General features: G+C 36.2%; 14 protein-coding genes. 6 read left to right on the forward strand and 8 right to left on the reverse strand.

Going from position 1 to position 17,026, the window contains the following annotated elements; genetic code table 11:
• Window positions 1-11 precede the first annotated feature (11 nt).
• Window positions 12-1,931 (reverse strand): OmpA family protein, encoded by a 1,920-nt coding sequence (locus AABL81_RS00770; protein WP_341340100.1) that lies wholly within the window; start codon window positions 1,929-1,931, stop codon window positions 12-14.
• A 322-nt stretch (window positions 1,932-2,253) separates the two neighbouring features.
• Window positions 2,254-3,099 (reverse strand): prephenate dehydratase, encoded by an 846-nt coding sequence (locus AABL81_RS00775; RefSeq protein WP_341340101.1) that lies wholly within the window; start codon window positions 3,097-3,099, stop codon window positions 2,254-2,256.
• Window positions 3,100-3,360: 261 nt separating this feature from the next.
• On the opposite strand from AABL81_RS00775, the gene AABL81_RS00780 reads away from it, so the two are divergent.
• The 3 genes from AABL81_RS00780 (at window position 3,361) to AABL81_RS00790 (ending at window position 6,080) form a co-directional block, all read left to right on the forward strand.
• Window positions 3,361-3,954: a glutathione peroxidase gene (locus tag AABL81_RS00780; RefSeq protein WP_341340102.1), complete on the forward strand. Its 594-nt coding sequence runs from the start codon at window positions 3,361-3,363 to the stop codon at window positions 3,952-3,954.
• Window positions 3,955-4,014: 60 nt separating this feature from the next.
• Entirely contained in the window at window positions 4,015-5,667 is a 1,653-nt protein-coding gene (gene menD / locus AABL81_RS00785) for a 2-succinyl-5-enolpyruvyl-6-hydroxy-3-cyclohexene-1-carboxylic-acid synthase (protein ID WP_341340103.1), read from the forward strand.
• Window positions 5,668-5,735: 68 nt separating this feature from the next.
• Complete coding sequence (locus tag AABL81_RS00790) at window positions 5,736-6,080, forward strand: DUF2853 family protein (protein WP_341340104.1); 345 nt, start codon at window positions 5,736-5,738, stop codon at window positions 6,078-6,080.
• A gap of 523 nt (window positions 6,081-6,603) precedes the next feature.
• Here AABL81_RS00790 and AABL81_RS00795 read toward each other — a convergent pair.
• The 4 genes from AABL81_RS00795 to AABL81_RS00810 all read right to left on the reverse strand — a co-directional run bounded on the left by AABL81_RS00795 (window position 6,604) and on the right by AABL81_RS00810 (window position 11,407).
• Window positions 6,604-7,950, reverse strand: a complete 1,347-nt coding sequence (locus AABL81_RS00795) for an amidohydrolase (protein WP_341340105.1) — start codon at window positions 7,948-7,950, stop codon at window positions 6,604-6,606.
• A gap of 115 nt (window positions 7,951-8,065) precedes the next feature.
• Complete coding sequence (locus AABL81_RS00800) at window positions 8,066-8,941, reverse strand: AraC family transcriptional regulator (RefSeq protein WP_341340106.1); 876 nt, start codon at window positions 8,939-8,941, stop codon at window positions 8,066-8,068.
• Window positions 8,942-9,611: 670 nt separating this feature from the next.
• Window positions 9,612-11,144, reverse strand: coding sequence for a SulP family inorganic anion transporter (locus tag AABL81_RS00805; RefSeq protein ID WP_341340107.1), 1,533 nt, complete (start codon window positions 11,142-11,144; stop codon window positions 9,612-9,614).
• A 110-nt stretch (window positions 11,145-11,254) separates the two neighbouring features.
• Window positions 11,255-11,407, reverse strand: a complete 153-nt coding sequence (locus tag AABL81_RS00810) for a hypothetical protein (protein WP_341340108.1) — start codon at window positions 11,405-11,407, stop codon at window positions 11,255-11,257.
• Between AABL81_RS00810 and AABL81_RS00815 the strand changes: the two genes are divergently transcribed.
• Together AABL81_RS00815 and AABL81_RS00820 are read left to right on the forward strand one after the other, a co-directional pair.
• Window positions 11,406-11,873: a hypothetical protein gene (locus AABL81_RS00815; protein WP_341340109.1), complete on the forward strand. Its 468-nt coding sequence runs from the start codon at window positions 11,406-11,408 to the stop codon at window positions 11,871-11,873. The two genes, AABL81_RS00810 and AABL81_RS00815, sit on opposite strands and share 2 nt — an antisense overlap.
• 239 nt (window positions 11,874-12,112) lie before the next feature.
• Window positions 12,113-13,204: a hypothetical protein gene (locus tag AABL81_RS00820; RefSeq protein WP_341340110.1), complete on the forward strand. Its 1,092-nt coding sequence runs from the start codon at window positions 12,113-12,115 to the stop codon at window positions 13,202-13,204.
• A gap of 298 nt (window positions 13,205-13,502) precedes the next feature.
• On the opposite strand, the gene bshA is transcribed toward AABL81_RS00820, so the two are convergent.
• A complete protein-coding gene (bshA, locus tag AABL81_RS00825) occupies window positions 13,503-14,630 on the reverse strand; it encodes an N-acetyl-alpha-D-glucosaminyl L-malate synthase BshA (protein WP_341340111.1) in 1,128 nt (375 codons plus the stop codon).
• 515 nt (window positions 14,631-15,145) lie between these two features.
• On the opposite strand from bshA, the gene AABL81_RS00830 reads away from it, so the two are divergent.
• Entirely contained in the window at window positions 15,146-16,591 is a 1,446-nt protein-coding gene (locus AABL81_RS00830) for a hypothetical protein (RefSeq protein ID WP_341340112.1), read from the forward strand.
• A gap of 73 nt (window positions 16,592-16,664) precedes the next feature.
• On the opposite strand, the gene AABL81_RS00835 is transcribed toward AABL81_RS00830, so the two are convergent.
• Window positions 16,665-17,024: a helix-turn-helix transcriptional regulator gene (locus AABL81_RS00835; protein ID WP_341340113.1), complete on the reverse strand. Its 360-nt coding sequence runs from the start codon at window positions 17,022-17,024 to the stop codon at window positions 16,665-16,667.
• Window positions 17,025-17,026: the final 2 nt, after the last annotated feature.

A 17,026-nucleotide genomic window follows, 5' to 3' on the forward strand; every position in this document is an offset into this window, starting at 1 on the left:
TTTTAATCAGCTTATTTATTTAAAATAATAAACTCTGATCTTCTGTTTTGTGCATTCTCCCACTCTGTACAAGGTTCACAAATCACTTTCAACTCTTGTGATCCATATCCTTGATACTCTAAGCGGTCTGCTTCTATTCCTTGCGAAACCAAATATTCTACTGTTGATTTTGCTCTGGCTTGAGATAACTTTAAGTTGTACTCTGCTTTCCCTTTACTGTCTGAGTGTGAATTAACCTTAATACGCATATTTGGATAGCGCTTCATCACCTTAACCAACTTATTCAACTCTTCTTTACTTTCTTCTGTAATATCTACTTGGTCAAAAGCAAACTGAATATCTGCTAAGCTAATCTTATCTTCTTCAATCATCAACTCATCTAACGGCCTTAGCATTACTTCAATGCTTTGTACTCCTTCGGTATCATTTCCTACTACTTCAATTACCTCATCTAAGTAATCTGGATGAGACACCTTAATTTTATATTTCCCCTTACAGGTTATAAATTCACGTGCTACACCATTCTTTCGCGTATAAACTTTTCCTTCTACATTGCGTCTATCATTGATAAACTCTACTTGCACATCGGCTACGGGTTTGTTAAACTGCTTGTTTTTTGCCAACACAGAAAACTCGATATTACACACGGGTAACGCCTTATAAACGTCTTTACGACCAATGCGATCTGACGAAAATAGCCCTACTTCTTTTGACGGATAGTATGAAAAAGCAAAATCATTCTTAACTGTATTAATTGGCGCACCCACATTGACTGGCTTACTACCTGGCGTATTCATATCAACCACATAGATGTCCATTCCTCCATAACCACCCCAACGGTCAGACGTAAAGTAAAGCTTATTGTCCTCTGCCAAGAAAGGATAGTCATTTCGAGTACCTGAGTTAATAGCCGGTCCTAAGTTTTCTGGTTGCCCAAACTCATCATCTTCTAACAACGCTACTCGCCACAAATCTAACTCTCCCAAACTACCTGGCATATTTGACGCGAAGTACAAATATTTACCGTCACTGCTTATAGTAGGATTAGTGTACATATACCCTGCTTTTGTAAAAGGCAACGGCTTAATCTTTTTCCATTGCTTTCCTTTCAACTTCGCATAGAACAAACTCATTAGTCTGTCGCGGTGTTTTACTTCTTTATTGCTTCTAAACTTTCTATTTCTATACGCTTCAGATGCAAAGTAAAAACGTTGTCCGTCTGGCGAACTTACCGCCATTCCATCGTGAAATCGTTTATTTACTCTTCCTTTCACGTGGTTCACTTCAAAAGTAGGCTCTGCTTTCCCTTTAAAACTTGCAAAGTAAATATCCGTATTGGGTTTGCGCTCCCATTTTTCGCGTACTTCAAATAGTTTACGCGGAATCTTCTTTTCGTGTTTCGTGCGATTAGACACCATATAAATCGTATCTCCTGCATTCATCCATGCACCGTATGTATCGTAAACACGATCGTTCATTCCCGACTCCGCAAAAGAATACTGTGGTTCTAAGTTTGCCAACAAATCGTGTGCATTCGGATTAGCCAAGAAATCCTTTGCTCTTGAATCACCTGCTGCCTTTGCTGCAAATTGTTGCATGACTTCTTTGGCAACCACATATCGCCCATTTCTCTCCAAAACCTTAGCGTACTTATAATACACCTCAGCAGGAACTTCAGGATCTTTTACAATCGCCTTGCCGTAATAACGAGACGCTTCAATATCTTTAGACAGTCGGTCATAACAATCTGCCAATTGCAAAAAGATGTAATTATCAGTTCTCACACCTCTCACCAATCGCCTATATTCCTCCGCTGCTTTTGTATATTCCGTATTCTTATAGTACTTGTCTGCCTTTTTCAAACTCGGTTTTCCCTTGGCTTGAACAGACATACTGAAAGCACATAATAGTGTTATCAATAAAATTCTCATATACACATCTTAATTTTCACAACAAAGATTTTACCCTTCGCTACTTTTTATGATTTCTAATCAAAATTACTATTTATAATTCGCTTAACCTTATATATGCTAACGTCTTTTTTTAAAATTAGTTGCATTATTTCTTATCAAATCGTTCTAAATGGCTCTTTTAAGTGGTTTTGAAGGAAACATATCTTCTTATAACAGCCTTTTTTTTCATCAGAAATACTCCTTACTCCGCTTACTGAAAACAACACAGTGACTAACCTCTGCATTAGCCACAAAAAAAGGCGTGATAAACTCACACCTTTTTTACTATAATTTTCTTCCGTTAATACTGATAGTCAGACGGAATCTGGTCTTCCATATACTCGCCTAAAACCTTGAAAAAACGGGTTGCTTGACGTACTTTTTCCAATGCTTGGTAATATTTCTCATAGTCGTTATTAACCAACACTACATTGGCGTGAAACGAATATTGAAATACGCTTCCTGTAAGTGGAACCGACTGTATCTTACTCAAGTTTAAGTCGTGAGAAGCAAATATCTCTAAAACACGGTTTAAACTCCCCTTTTGGTGATCAGTGTAGAAATACAAACTTGCCTTGTTAAACCCTTCTACTTGCTTAGGCTGCTTGCTCAGCAGATAAAAGCGAGTATAATTGTCATATACATCGTGAATGTTTTCTGCTAACACCTCTAAGCCGTACATCTCTGCCGCCAACATTGACCCGATAGATGCCACACCTTTATATTGGTTATTCTTGATGTTACGCGCACAAGTGGCCGTATCGTCCATCGCTAATCGCTTCCACGTTTCATATTGATCAAGAAAGTTTTCACATTGTAACAACGCCATTGGATGCGTGCGTACCTCCGAAATATCGGCTAACGATTGCCCACCTAAAGCCAGTAAATTGTGCTTTATAGGCAACTTAACCTCTCCCCAGATATACAGGTCGTTCTTCGTCATCAAGGAATAATTTGGCAAAATAGACCCCGCTATTGAGTTCTCTATCGCCATCATACCATAATTTGCTTGTTCGTTAACTACTTGTTTAACAAGTGAGTTAAACGTGGGACTATCCACAATCTCTACCGCTTCTTCTTTAAAAAATCGGTTCACTGCTTCGTGGTGAAAAGATCCCTTAATCCCTTGAATGACAACTGATTTCATAATTAATTCTTTTTGTGGTTAAATCAAGTTACCAAAGTTAAAAGATTCTCAGAAAAAACAGCTTTTTACGCATCTTATTTTTACTATTAATTAAGAGTAACTTATTTTAACGCTTTATCCTCATTTTCAAGCTATAACGAACACCTTCTTTTATGTGTAGGAATAGTTGTAATTTTCTCTTTTCTCTTATAAATCCGTTAAATTCAACGCCTATTTCAAAATCAATTCGTAATTTGGAACCTTATTAAAACCAACAATATCATGAGAAAACTAATGTTAATAGCAGCAATCGCGTTTGCTGTTCCAGCGTTTGCCTATACTGACCTTACCAATTTAAAAACACCTATAGAAATGAAAGAAACGCCTAAAGACAAAAAAACAATCTACCAGTTTAAAGTAACAGACCTTTATGGAGAGGAGTTTGACTTTGCTTCTTTAAAAGGAAAAAAGATCTTAATCGTAAACACAGCTTCTGAATGTGGGTTGACACCGCAATACAAACAACTTCAAAGCTTGTATAACGAATACGGCGGAGACAACTTCGTAATCGTAGGTTTCCCTGCTAATAACTTTGGGGCACAAGAACCAGGAAGTAATGAAGAAATCGCTACTTTCTGTGAGCAAAACTACGGAGTAAGCTTTCCAATGATGTCTAAAATATCTGTAAAAGGTCCTGATATGGCTCCGATTTACGAGTTTTTGACTAAAAAATCAAAGAATGGTTATGCGGATAGCGAGGTTGAGTGGAATTTCCAAAAATACTTAATTGACGAAACAGGTCATTTAGTGAAAGTTGTAAACCCACGTATCTTGCCAACAGAGCCTGAAATTAAAGATTGGGTAAGAGCAAAATAAGGTTGCTTAACTACGATTTTTGCTTAGTTTGTTCGTATATTTGGGTTTTAGTTTGTAATTATGACTTATCCAGAAATAGAATTAGCACAAAGCATTATTGAAATCTGTAAAGCAAAAAATATACAACGTATTATAATATCTCCAGGATCACGCAATGCCCCGCTTACAATCGGGTTTGCAAGTGATCCTTTTTTTACGTGTTATAGTATCGCTGATGAACGCTGTGCAGCTTTCTTTGGAATGGGAATAGCACAACAAGAGCAGTTTCCCATCGCTTTAGTATGTACTTCGGGTTCTGCCCTTTTAAACTACTATCCGGCTGTAGCAGAGGCTTTTTATAGCCAAATCCCCTTGATTGTTATTTCTGCTGATAGGCCTACTCAAAAAATAGATATCGGAGACGGACAAACGATTCGCCAACGCAATGTATATGAAAACCATATCCTTTATAGCGCTAACCTTCACGAAGAGGCTAACGTAGAAAATGATATGCTGATCAACAATGCGATTAACACGGCAATTGCTAAAAAGGGTCCTGTACACATCAACGCGCCTTTTGAGGAACCGTTGTACAACACTGTGGACGCTTTAACGGTTACGCCTACGATTATAAATATGGAGGAACTACCTCCTGCTTTTAAAGACTACACTCCTTATGTAGAGGATTGGAACAAATCTGCAAAGAAATTAGTACTTGTTGGCGTAAATACGCCCCACGTACTAAGTGAGGCTATTGTCAATTGGTTAGCAAACGACCCTTCTGTGGTAGTGTTAACTGAAACGACGTCTAACCTACACCACCCAATGTTTATTGAGCATATCGATCGTATTATCACCACGTTCTCTCAAGAGGACTTTGAAAACTTACAGCCAGATATCTTGGTTACGTTTGGGGGAATGGTTGTTAGTAAACGCATCAAGGCTTTCTTGCGCAAATACAAACCAGGACAACACTGGCACATAGACACGCTACGTCATTACGACACGTACACGGCTTTAAATAAAACGGTATTCGAAACGCCTGAGGTATTCTTTGAAATGCTTCAAAACAATACGCAACCACTCGCTTCTTCTTATCAAGCGTGGATGTTGGGTATTGCAACGCAGCGTTTGGCTAAGCACAATGCTTTTTTAAAAACAGTACCATTCTCTGATTTAAAGGTGTTTGAGGTACTATTTGACCAATTGCCACAACATACGCAATTACAAATAAGCAATAGTTCTGCTATTCGCTATGCGCAATTACTTAAAATAGACTCGTCTGTTGAAGTATTTTGCAACAGGGGAACGAGTGGCATAGACGGAAGTACTTCTACGGCTATAGGGGCTGCTGTAGCTTCTAACAAGCCAACCGTACTGATTACAGGAGATATTAGTTTCCTTTATGACAGCAACGGATTGTGGAACAACTATATTCCAAGTAATTTTAAGATTGTATTACTTAACAACCGCGGTGGTGGTATTTTTAGAATATTACCAGGACATAAAGAAAATGAAATATTTAATACCTTTTTTGAGACTTCTCACAACCACACAGCAGAGCATTTAGCGAAGATGTATGGCTTTAATTACCTTACGGCTGAAGATGAAGATCAGTTAAAAGAGGCTTCTAATCAGTTCTGGAGCAACAATAACCAGCCTTGTATCTTAGAAGTTTTCACGCCAACACAAGTAAACAATGAGGTTTTAAGCAACTATTTTCGCAGTATGTAATTTTATCAAAAAATAGTACTTACATATTGTAATATTTGTTATCTTGTAGTCGTTAAAAAAAAAGTTATATGAGTAAAAGAGCCGAACTTATTGAAAAGTACGCTGCAGATCTTAAAGAGAAATGTGGTGTAACTCCAAACATGGAATTATTAGAAAAAGTAACTATTGGATGTGGTCCTTCTATTTACAACAAGGATTCTTCTACAGTAGCAAGTTCTTCTGAATCAGAATTAGCAACAGTTAAAAACAACTTCTTAATCAATAAGTTAGGATTAAAAGATGATGCTAAATTAGATGCTGCTATTGCTAAAGTTATGGACCAATATGGTCAATCTAACAGAAATAAATACAGAGCTGTAGTATATTACTTACTAACAGTTCACTTCAAAAAAGAAAGTGTTTATAACAAATAGTACTATTGTGTACCAAGAAAAGCCACTATAATTAGTGGCTTTTTTTATGCCTTATTGCGAAATCGATTCGCATAAACAAATGTTTTTTATCTCTATATTTAGTTGTCTTTACTACTTCTAACAAATCTCTTAACCTACATAACAAACGCAAAATGCTGTTTTACAACACAATACAATCCTTATTCAGGCCTTCCTTCGGAACAGTTGCGGAAAAGTGCGAGACTTGTTCGCAAAACAGGGTACTTTTCCGAACAAGCCCTAACTCGTCCTTAAATCGTTCCCAAATAAAACACGGTAAAAAACAAAAAAGCCAACCCGTAAAGGATTGGCTTTCTTTAGAAATATAAATTTTAATAATTAAGATTCAAAACACACTAAATCAAGATGCTATTAAAAAATATTTCTAAGAACAAGAATTCGCCCGAGGGCTAACTCTTAGTTAATTAAAAAAAATATAAAATTGGGCTATGAAAAAAAAAAATTCACTGTTATCAGAATAGTTTGCCCTTTTATCAAGTTACAACTATTCTTTGGTATAAACCATTTCCCCTTGGTTAAATACCTGTTCACGTTGTGGTAATCGCGCTACTGCTTCTGCAGAACAACTTGCTTTTACCAAAACAAAACTTGCCTCATCTCCTACTTTTGGCCATTGACGCTCTCCTTTGTTTGAAAGAGGCAACACTTGGTCTTTTGTAGCTATTTGCAACGCTCTACTCAAGTGATAATCGTCTGTCCATCCGTATAATTCCGCACAGTACTTAGCTTTTTCAAGCATATCACAGCTTCCAAATGGTTGCCAGTGATCGATAATACTATCGGTTCCCGTCATCACTTTAACCTTGTGTTTGTACAAAGTCGGTATTGGCATTGTCATACGCCCGATAGGCACACTTGTAATTACCCCAATACCAAAGTGATTTAACTGTTCGGCAATGCTTTCCAGTTTATTTTGTTCTATTTGTGCCAACGCAAAACCGTGACTGATATAGGTACGTCCTTGTAATGCTTTGTTTTCACTTACTCTTTTAATCATATGTTCAATAGCCGGAAGCCCCGTAGATGCACCTTCGTGAAGGTGAATATCTACGCCTTTGTTGTAGTCCATTGCGATTTGAAACATAATGTCAAGCGATTTCTCCATATTCCCATCTACCGTAGTCGGATCTAATCCTCCTATGTAGTCAATCCCCATTTGTGCTGACTCGCGCAACAATGCTTCTGAATCTGAATACAGAATACCGTGTTGCGGAAAGGCAACTATCTCTGATTGGATAACCTCTTTTTTGTTAGATAAGGCAACTTGTAGATTCTCCAAACTCCTCACCCCACTTGTAGGGTCTATATTTGTTTGACATCTCGTAAAATACGTTCCTTGACTATTCATCAGGTCAATTGCCATTTCGGCTTTTTCAACTGATTTCTCTAATAGCCCAGGTAATATTCGCTGTTCAAGTGCTATCATATCCTTGACAGAATTACCCGGTCTGGGTTCTCCGTACCAACGTTCACCAAAAAACGTCTTGTCAATATGGATATGCATATCCCTTAATCCTGGCAACATTAACAATCCGCCTGCGTCCATAGTGGCTACAGAAAACGACTTTATCCCTGCTTTGTCAATCGACTTAATAAGTCCATCAACAATATATAAGTCATACAACCCAGTTTGCGTTCCGTTTACTTGACCTTTGTCATTGTAAACAAAGTTGTTTTCTAAACGAACATTAAGCAAGGCGAATTCATTAACGTCTCCTAATTTTTGTTGTTGTTCTTCTTGTTGTTCCATTTGTGAATAGCCAACTGAAGGGACAAACAATCCTCCCGTTGCGGCAGTCGTTAACCCTAAAAATTGTTTTCTATTCATCATACTTTGAATTTATAGATTGTGGTGGTGTTTTAAAGTAACTGGTTCAAAACCTGGTTATTTATTCCTTTTCAACAACCACAAAGATAGAAGCCAACAAACAAGCTATATTGAGGTTTTATTCCTCTTTATTGTAATTTTTATAATTTGTTCTAAACTCCCCTGGAGTCACCCCCATTTGTCGTCTAAAAAAGTTATTGAAATAGCTGGTATCATTGAAAGATAAAGAGAATGCGATTTCTTTTACAGACACATTAGTCGTTGTTAAAAGTCGCTTTGCTTCTAATAATATACGGTCCATAATAAGTGAACTTGCCGTAATTCCCAAGTATTTCTTACACAAAATATTTAGATAATTTGCTGTAATCTTTAATTCCTCAGCATAAAAAGCAACATTGCTGTGTACTCTAAAGTTTTTCTCGATTAACTCTTCAAAAGCCAAGATACTCTTGTCCATTGTATTCCAATCGATATTTGAGTAAGCCGCTAAATAATCTTTTTGTAGGTATTTTAGCAATAAGTGAAAGCTCAATAAAGAAATCTCTTTATCCAACACTTTCTTTCCTTTCAAGCTCTTTTCCAACGCCTCTAACTGTGCTTTATACTTTTCGTAACTCGCCTTCTTTAATTGCAAGCTATTTGGAGCTCCCAATTGAAAAAACGGCAAGGCACTATAAGTAGCATTAAGCGTTTTTAAGATCATAGAAGAAAACATCATTTGATACCCAACAGTTTCCTGTTCTAACACCCAATAGTGTACTTGTTGTGGTCTTAAAAAATAAACTTGATAATCATCTACATTGTGAGTTTTAAAGTCGATATCGTGTATTCCTCCTCCATTTTCCACAAAAAAAACAAGATAAAAATCGTGCTTATGTGGCGCTATAAGGTCATTTCGCCCTTTCTCCGTGTGTTTAAATAATGTAATGTCCCAAGTAGCTTCTCCCAAAATATTTGAAGCAGACAAGGTTTCTATTTTTGTAGTATTAGCCAATTGTAGTAAGGTTTAAAAAATAAAGTAAATATGTTTCGAATAAAAGTATATAAAATCAAATACCTAATGAATAATATTTAGTTAAATATAACAAACATTCTCAATATGAGAATTTACATGAAGTAAAAACACCTCAATAACCCTAAAAAGTGCTTCCGGTTATCAGTGTTAAAAGTAAAAAGCTCATTCCGAAGAATGAGCTTTAAAGTGATATTAATTTAGTAAATGAATTAATTATTCGTTTCTAAGTGGAGTAAATAAATGCTTTTCTCTTTTTGTTTTTCTTCCTCTCATCCTTTACTATTACTGGCTTACCAGCTATTTAGCAACAAAAAAACAAGCGTTTTTGCGAACTTTACTCTTGACAAATAAAACGCTTTTTTTGTTAAATCACAAATTGTAGCAACAAATTTCTTATTTTTCTTTGTTGTCTTGGCATTTACAATGCTAAATTATTTAAGTAGAAACACTCATATTTAACAACTTACACCTATTGTTTATATGAAATAAATTGTCATTCCTATTTCGGACAGATGAATTACCCCTTCTCTTTTAGTTTTCAAGATTAGAATGTTGCCCCCTTATTTTTATCAGCACATAAAGTTTGAGACTTAAAAAACATCCGTTATTTAACACGTATAATTTCCTATTACAACGTTACTGTCTATTGTTAGTCTCCCATCACTTTATAAGTAGGGTCTTTTGCTATATTCACCTCAACCATATCTTTTGCGTTGTCTAACAAGCGATAACAGTCGTAACTCAAATGACGTAGGATTACTTTTTTATGGTGTGACGCGTAAAGTTTTGTCAGTTTGTTCACTGCTTCAATAGCCGACATATCTGCAATGCGCGACTCCTTAAAGTCGATGATTACTTCTTCTGGGTCTTCTAATGGGTTAAACTTTTCTGAGAAAGTAGCCGTTGATCCAAAAAATAGAGGTCCGTATATAGCATATACCTTCGCTCCGTTTTCATCAATAGATACACGTGCACGAATGCGTTTAGCGTTGTCCCAAGCGAATACTAAGGCAGAAATGATTACTCCCACAAACACCGCTAAAGCCAGATTGTGTAATATAATTGTGATAGCCGCTACGGTTATTCCCACAATGACATCGGCTTTGGGCATTTTAATAATGAGTTTAAACGAAAACCACTTAAATGTTGTGATGGCTACAATCATCATTACTCCGACTAATGCCGCCATTGGTATTTGTTCAATAACGGGTGCTCCGACTAAAATAACCAGTAAAATGGTAACTGCACTTAGGATAGCAGATATACGTGTACGACCACCTGAATTAAGGTTAACCAACGTTTGGGCTACCATAGCACATCCTCCCATTCCTCCAAAGAACCCGTTGATTACATTGGCATAACCTTGTGCTCTGGCTTCTTTATTGGTATCTCCTTTAGTATAGGTGATTTCATCTACCATATTTAACGTCAATAGGGATTCTATCAAACCAACGGCTGCCATAACAACAGAGTACGGCAAGATGATTTTAAGCGTATCTAAAGTAAAGGGAACACTTGGCAAGTGAAATTGGGGTAACGAACCGCTTACAGATGCAATATCTGCTACGCGTTTGGTGTCGATTTGTAAAAAGAAAACGACTGCGGTTAGTACTAATATCGCCACTAATGACGAGGGAACTGCTTTTGTAATTTTAGGTAATCCCAGTACAATTCCAATGGTAAGCAAGGTAAGTCCGCCCATAACAAATAACGGCATTCCTGATAACCACTGCGTTTGTCCGTCTACAACCACAGAAAATTGCTTCACCTGGGCCATAAAGATAATAACGGCTAATCCGTTTAAGAATCCGTACATAACCGGTTGTGGAATAAGGCGTACAAACTTGCCGAGCTTGAATACTCCCACTAAAAACTGTATAATTCCGGCTACTATTACTGCGGCCAATAAATATTGTACACCTTCTGTGCTGATTAACGCCATCATTACAACGATAGTTGCCCCTGCTCCACCAGCAATCATTCCAGGTCTTCCACCAAAGAAAGCGGTTACTATTCCCATTAAAAAAGCGGCATATAATCCCATTAAAGGCGACAACCCTGCTAAAATGGCAAATGATAACGACTCCGGAATCATTGTCATTGCAGAGGTTAGTCCGGCAAATATCTCGTTTTTATATCCGTATTTTCGAAGTGACTGAACCTCAGCCCACAATTCTTTCATAGTGTTCTATTGTTTAAAAAAGACTGCAAAAATACAGCAATACTCCCATTTTCTCTTGTTATTTAACATTGGTATAAGTGTTATTTCACTGTGAAAAAACAGGAATAAAGTTAGTCATTAAGGTGTAGCGTACAACTGCCAATCGTTTGATCTACGTAATTATTCCCCATCCCTTTTGCATAAACAGACTTACTTTTTCTTGTTCCAACTTGTCTATTGACTGAAAACGGAATACTTTTGACAAAATAAAAAAGTAAACGCATGAAAAGAATGTTAATGATAGTTGGTGCTTTGGCAATGATAAGCACTGCAATGGTGGGGTGTAAAGATTCTGCTAAAAAAGCGGCACAACAACAAGCTGAAACTGTGGTTGTAGATGAAAAGGTGTTAATGGTAGATGGGGCTTATGTTTCTGAAGGATATACACAACGCGAAGAAGGATATGATTGGGTAAAAGTGATGGTTACTTCTACAGCTGCTGACGAGATTACAATTGCTGTTCGCTCTCGTGAGGACATCAAAAAACCAACGTGTACGCTTGATGCAGTAGCTAAGAAAATTGGCGACCAAACGTACTTAGCGGAGTTAGAAGGTAAAAAAGTAAAGTTTACGTTTACTGATAAATCTCTTGCTATTGAAGCGAAAGATGAAGCAGATAACAATATCTTGTACTACTTCTGTTCGGGAGGTGCTTCTTTAAGAGGGACATACGATAAAGTAAACGAGTAATTGTTTTATGATACAAAAGCACTTCTTTAAGAGGTGCTTTTTTTATACTCTTAAGTGAGCTTGTACCAATAGTTTGTTCTCTGACCAGGCAACAAATAGTCCTTCTTTCTTGCTTATTATGTTATTCTCCTTTGATTCTTATAACGTTATCGTGTTAAATTTATCCAAAAACATCAACGTCTTACTGCAACAACAAAAAAGAATACCTATTTTAGAGAAAATACCTGATAATAAAGAATATGAAATTCGTTTTCAACACTATAAGCTTACTGATTACAGTAGCTACATTCTCTCAAAATAACGTAAACGACCTAAAGAAATCTCCTCTTTTTGCCTATGAAGTAATGGACTTAGACAATATGGAGTATGCTAATGGGGACTTGCTTTGGCGCACATTTGAGAAGGATACTATCATTGATAAAAAATCTTTTAAAAAGTATAACCTTACTGGTATAAAGAACTTCGAGAAGGACTTGACACGCAAGCAACTTTACTATTACGAGTCGTTTGACAAGAATACTTACGAGAAGCTAAACGACAACTTTACTAAGTTGCACTCGTTTAAAACAAATGTGGATACGCAACAAGGATTGTTGTTTGGACAAAAGACTACGATTAAAGTAATACAGTCTTCTACCATTGACGATTTATCGCTGGGGAACAATGCGGTGAGTACTTATACCGACTTGGCTAATCCTACGGCATCCGTAAAATTGTCTGTTCCTCATCAATGGGCTATTGAGGAGGATAACGACAATGCGAGTATCAAGCAGTTGTTTGGTGATTTCTTTACTAAACTCGCTGAGGGTATTCGCACCAACAAACAGACGTCTAATAAGCAGTTAAACAAAGTTGGCGATGAACTACAAGTGGTTTACAACGCAATAGCTTATGATGCTACAACGGGTAAGGCTACGCGAAAGGATACTTATATCAACGATTTTAAGGTGGTTAAAGAAGTGGAAAGCAACGGTAAAAAGGGGATTGTTATTGAGTTGAGAAACTCAAAGTCAGATGTTGTAACGAAGCAAACTGTTTTCTTAGACAACAACTTGTTTGTGTTTGACAATAATACGTCTATTCCTGCTAAAACGTACACTCGTAAAAAAGCTTTTAACGATAATGAGGGGCTTATTCTTGAAGGGGTTACGGATATAAAAGTGGGTGGTAGAACATTTCCTGCTATTCACAGATATACTACAAACGGATTGTTTTATACTAAAACATTGAACTTCTTCCCTGTTTACTTATCTGAAAAACACGGGGTTGAGAGTAGAATTAGCTATGCTAAGATTAACAATGTTGTTTATGGTAAAAAGATTAGTTTGTAAGTAGTAAAAGATGCAATGAGGTAGTGTATCGCGCTTTATATACACCTGATTAATTGTAGGTAAACACAGTGGTTGTCCCTACGGATACATCATTTAAGTTTACTACGTTATCACCCACCACCGCTGTAGGGGTGAATTACTATTCACCCGCAATGTTGTTTATTTATAAACAAACCTGCGTAATCCATATCCACAAAGGCGTTTCACTCTTCACGTTTCACGCATCACCTTTTACGCATCACGTTCCAGATTTCCCCAAAAAAAAGGGACACTCTACTGAGCATCCCTTTTGGTATATCTATTGGCGATTAACTGCCTTTTCGTATAATTCTTCGTATAGTGGCAACACTTTATCAATGCTGAATTTCTTAGCTACCTCACGTGCGTTCTTTTTAAAACCACATAACGTATCCTTGTCTTTCAATATCTTCAACGCGTTTTTAACCATATTATCCACATCTCTAACATCACTCAAGTATCCTGAAACTCCGTCTTCGTTAACCTCTGGTAGTCCTCCTGTATTACTTGAAATAACCGGTACACCCATTGCCATTGCTTCCAAAGCTGCAAGTCCGAAACTCTCCGTTTCCGATGGCAACAAGAACAAATCAGAATAAGATAAGATTGACTCAATCTCATTACTATTTCCAAAGAAGATGATCTTGTCGTAAATACCTAACTCCAACGCCATACGTTCTGCTGTTTCCTTTTCTGGTCCATCACCCACCAACATCAACTTAGCTGGTATTTCCTTTTGAATTCCGTAAAAAATAGACACAACATCATCAATGCGTTTTACTTTTCTAAAGTTACTGATATGCGTAATGATAAACTCGTCTTTACTTGCCATAGCACTACGCTTACACGGTGTGTCGCCAGGGTCAAACTCTTTCACTTCAATGAAGTTTGGAATAACGTGAATCTCCTTTTTTGTACCAAATAACGAGTGCGTTGATTGCTTAAGCGACTCAGAAACAGACGTTACAAAGTCTGAATTATTGATACTGAAGCTCACCGCAGTTTTGTAATTTGGGTGATTTCCCACAAGCGTAATATCCGTTCCGTGTAAAGTTGTAATCATTGGTAAGTCGATTCCCTCAGCTTTCAACATTTGCTTAGCCATAAAACCAGCATAAGCGTGAGGAATAGCGTAATGTACGTGCAATACGTCTATTTTAAACAACTTAACCATATCCACCAATTTACTTGTCAAAGCAAGTTCATACGGTTGATAGTGAAACAAAGGATATTCAGGTACGTTTACTTCGTGGTAATATATATTGGGATTTAGCAATGCCAAACGAACGGGTTGACTATAAGTGATAAAGTGCACTTCGTGATCTCTTTTTGCTAACTCCAATCCTAATTCAGTAGCGACTACTCCACTACCTCCAAACGTTGGATAGCATACGATTGCTATTTTCATAAATATTTAAAACATGTTTTTGAACTCTAAATATAAATCTATTATTCAAAAGGAATGCCGAATTATAGAAGTACTTTAATTTTTATGCTCACATTTAACATTATCACTCTTTATAGTAAGCGATTTTATTTAAACTTACACGCTAATTTAGAACGCACTACGCCTGTGATGGGCAGACTTTATCATTCTGATGGTATTTCACACAATACATACTTTTTTTTAACACTAAATAGTTGTCAATACCCCGGTTTATCCTAAATATCGTTGAACGTTTTATCTGACAAATACCCCTATTCATCGCTATTAAAGCCTTTTTTGAGGCTATCTGAAGAAAAAGATACTTTTTTACAATTAGCAAAACTTTAAAAGTGTATAAACTTTCGACAATAAAAGTCAATAAATTATTGAGTAAATAAAAAATTACAGAATCAAAATAAATAACAAACAAAAATTACAGTAAAAAAAACAATTATTACACTAATATTAAAGTTCTATTTTTGATAAAAATTCATAATATGAACAAGTACATAACAACATCATTAGTCGCATTAGCAGCTATTGGAACACAAGCACAAGACATCAACATTAAAAAAAATGTGATAAATGTAAACAAGACTCCTGTTGCAAAGATTGAACGAGAGAAATTCCGTTACAAGATTAGTAGTTTAGACGGGCAAATGTATTTTTGGGCAGAAATAGTAAATAATACTGATTCTGACAAGTTCTGGTTACAATTAACTGGTGAGAATGGTAATATTCACGATTTTGAAAACTTGAATAAGTCTGTTTCTTTGAGTAGAGAGAAGACTTTTGTTAATGCTGTTTTTCACAGTACACAAGGCTTAATTCCTGAAACTGGTTTTAATAAAGAGAATGTTGAAGCGCTATTCAAAACTGCTAACACAGAAATATCTGATAAGTGGAAAGAAATAGACAATACACGTCGTCAGCAAAAAACAGAGGAACAAAACCTTATTAAAGAAGATAAAATTACAATTACTGCTACTGGTAATGTACTACGTGGTGATGAGAAAATTGGTACGATTAAAACGTTATCTGAAACACAAGTTTACACGAAGCATACGGCTACAATCTTTGATATTAAAGGAAATGAGATTGCTACAGTTAAGTATGATGAAGGTAGGATAACTAATGCTCGAAACGGTGTAAAAATTAATACGTTTGATTTTAAAGCAATTGATTTATACGACCTTAACTACTTTATGGATAAGACAGAACCTGCAAAAGCTAACCAAGCGATTATTGCGAAACTTTATGCTAATGGGTATAAGTTAGGTGATATGACGCAGCAGATTAGCGATTATAAAAATGCTAAATATGCAGAGAGACAAGAAAAACACGAACAAAAAGTAGAGGAAAACAAGCAAAACTCATTAAACATCTATGATATTGAAGGGTATGTAATTGATAAAAAAGGGGTTAAACACGAAGGTTTGGTTACTATAGAGTTCGAATCTGTACAAAACAAAAGCAAGAACTCAGGAATTGCAGACCTTACAAGTTATGGAAACTCTGTATCTATTAAAGTAGGGAATAAAAAGATGTCGTTTAAAGCAAAGGACAATGTTGAATTTGGAGTACAAAATGATCGTTTCCTTGGTTTAAGTACTTCAAGTGATGGTGGTCTTAACAATTCGAATGGAGAGTTAGACCTTTTTGGTGGTTCAAATAAATTCTTACTTGTTGATTTTGAAAAGGATGGTAACTATGTGTTGCACCATATTAAGACTCCAAACGATTATTACTTGTTTATCAAAGGTCAAAAGAATGCTATCTACTTAGGTAATAAAGCTACTTTCGGTACAAGAAAACCTGAAGATGCTAAAAAAATTTTTGATAAGTATATGAACTGTAGCGCATTGAACTATGAAGACCACGATACTGTTTCTAAAGATGGGTTAATACAACTTATTGAAGCATATATTAAGGCTTGTAAATAATAATACAAATGAAAAAGCATAACCATTTCGGTTATGCTTTTTTGTTTATATACGGTCATTAAAGATGTAATACCTATTCTTTGTCCCCTTCATTTAGCAAGGAAACATTAGACTCTGCTAAATTGTAATCATCTGCTATAGGTGGAATATGAAACAAAGCTATTCCTAACACTTCTCCTAAATGAAGCAATGTTTCAATTCTGAAATTCTCTTTTCCTTTCACCCATTTACTAACTTGTTGTGGACTAACATTCATTCGTTCAGCCAAGTCTTTTTGCTTCCAATTCAAATCTGACAATCGCTTTAGAATCAATAACGCTATCTTTTGAGATGTTCGATGCAATTCACGATTAGCTTGACGCTCAGTAATCCACGCTGCAGTATTTCCTTCATCAGGAGATACAAGTGCTAAAAACTTTTCTTTATTTGTCATGC

Origin of the sequence: Myroides sp. C1519 (assembly GCF_038039755.1) — a bacterium.
Lineage (GTDB): Bacteria > Bacteroidota > Bacteroidia > Flavobacteriales > Flavobacteriaceae > Flavobacterium > Flavobacterium phaeum_A.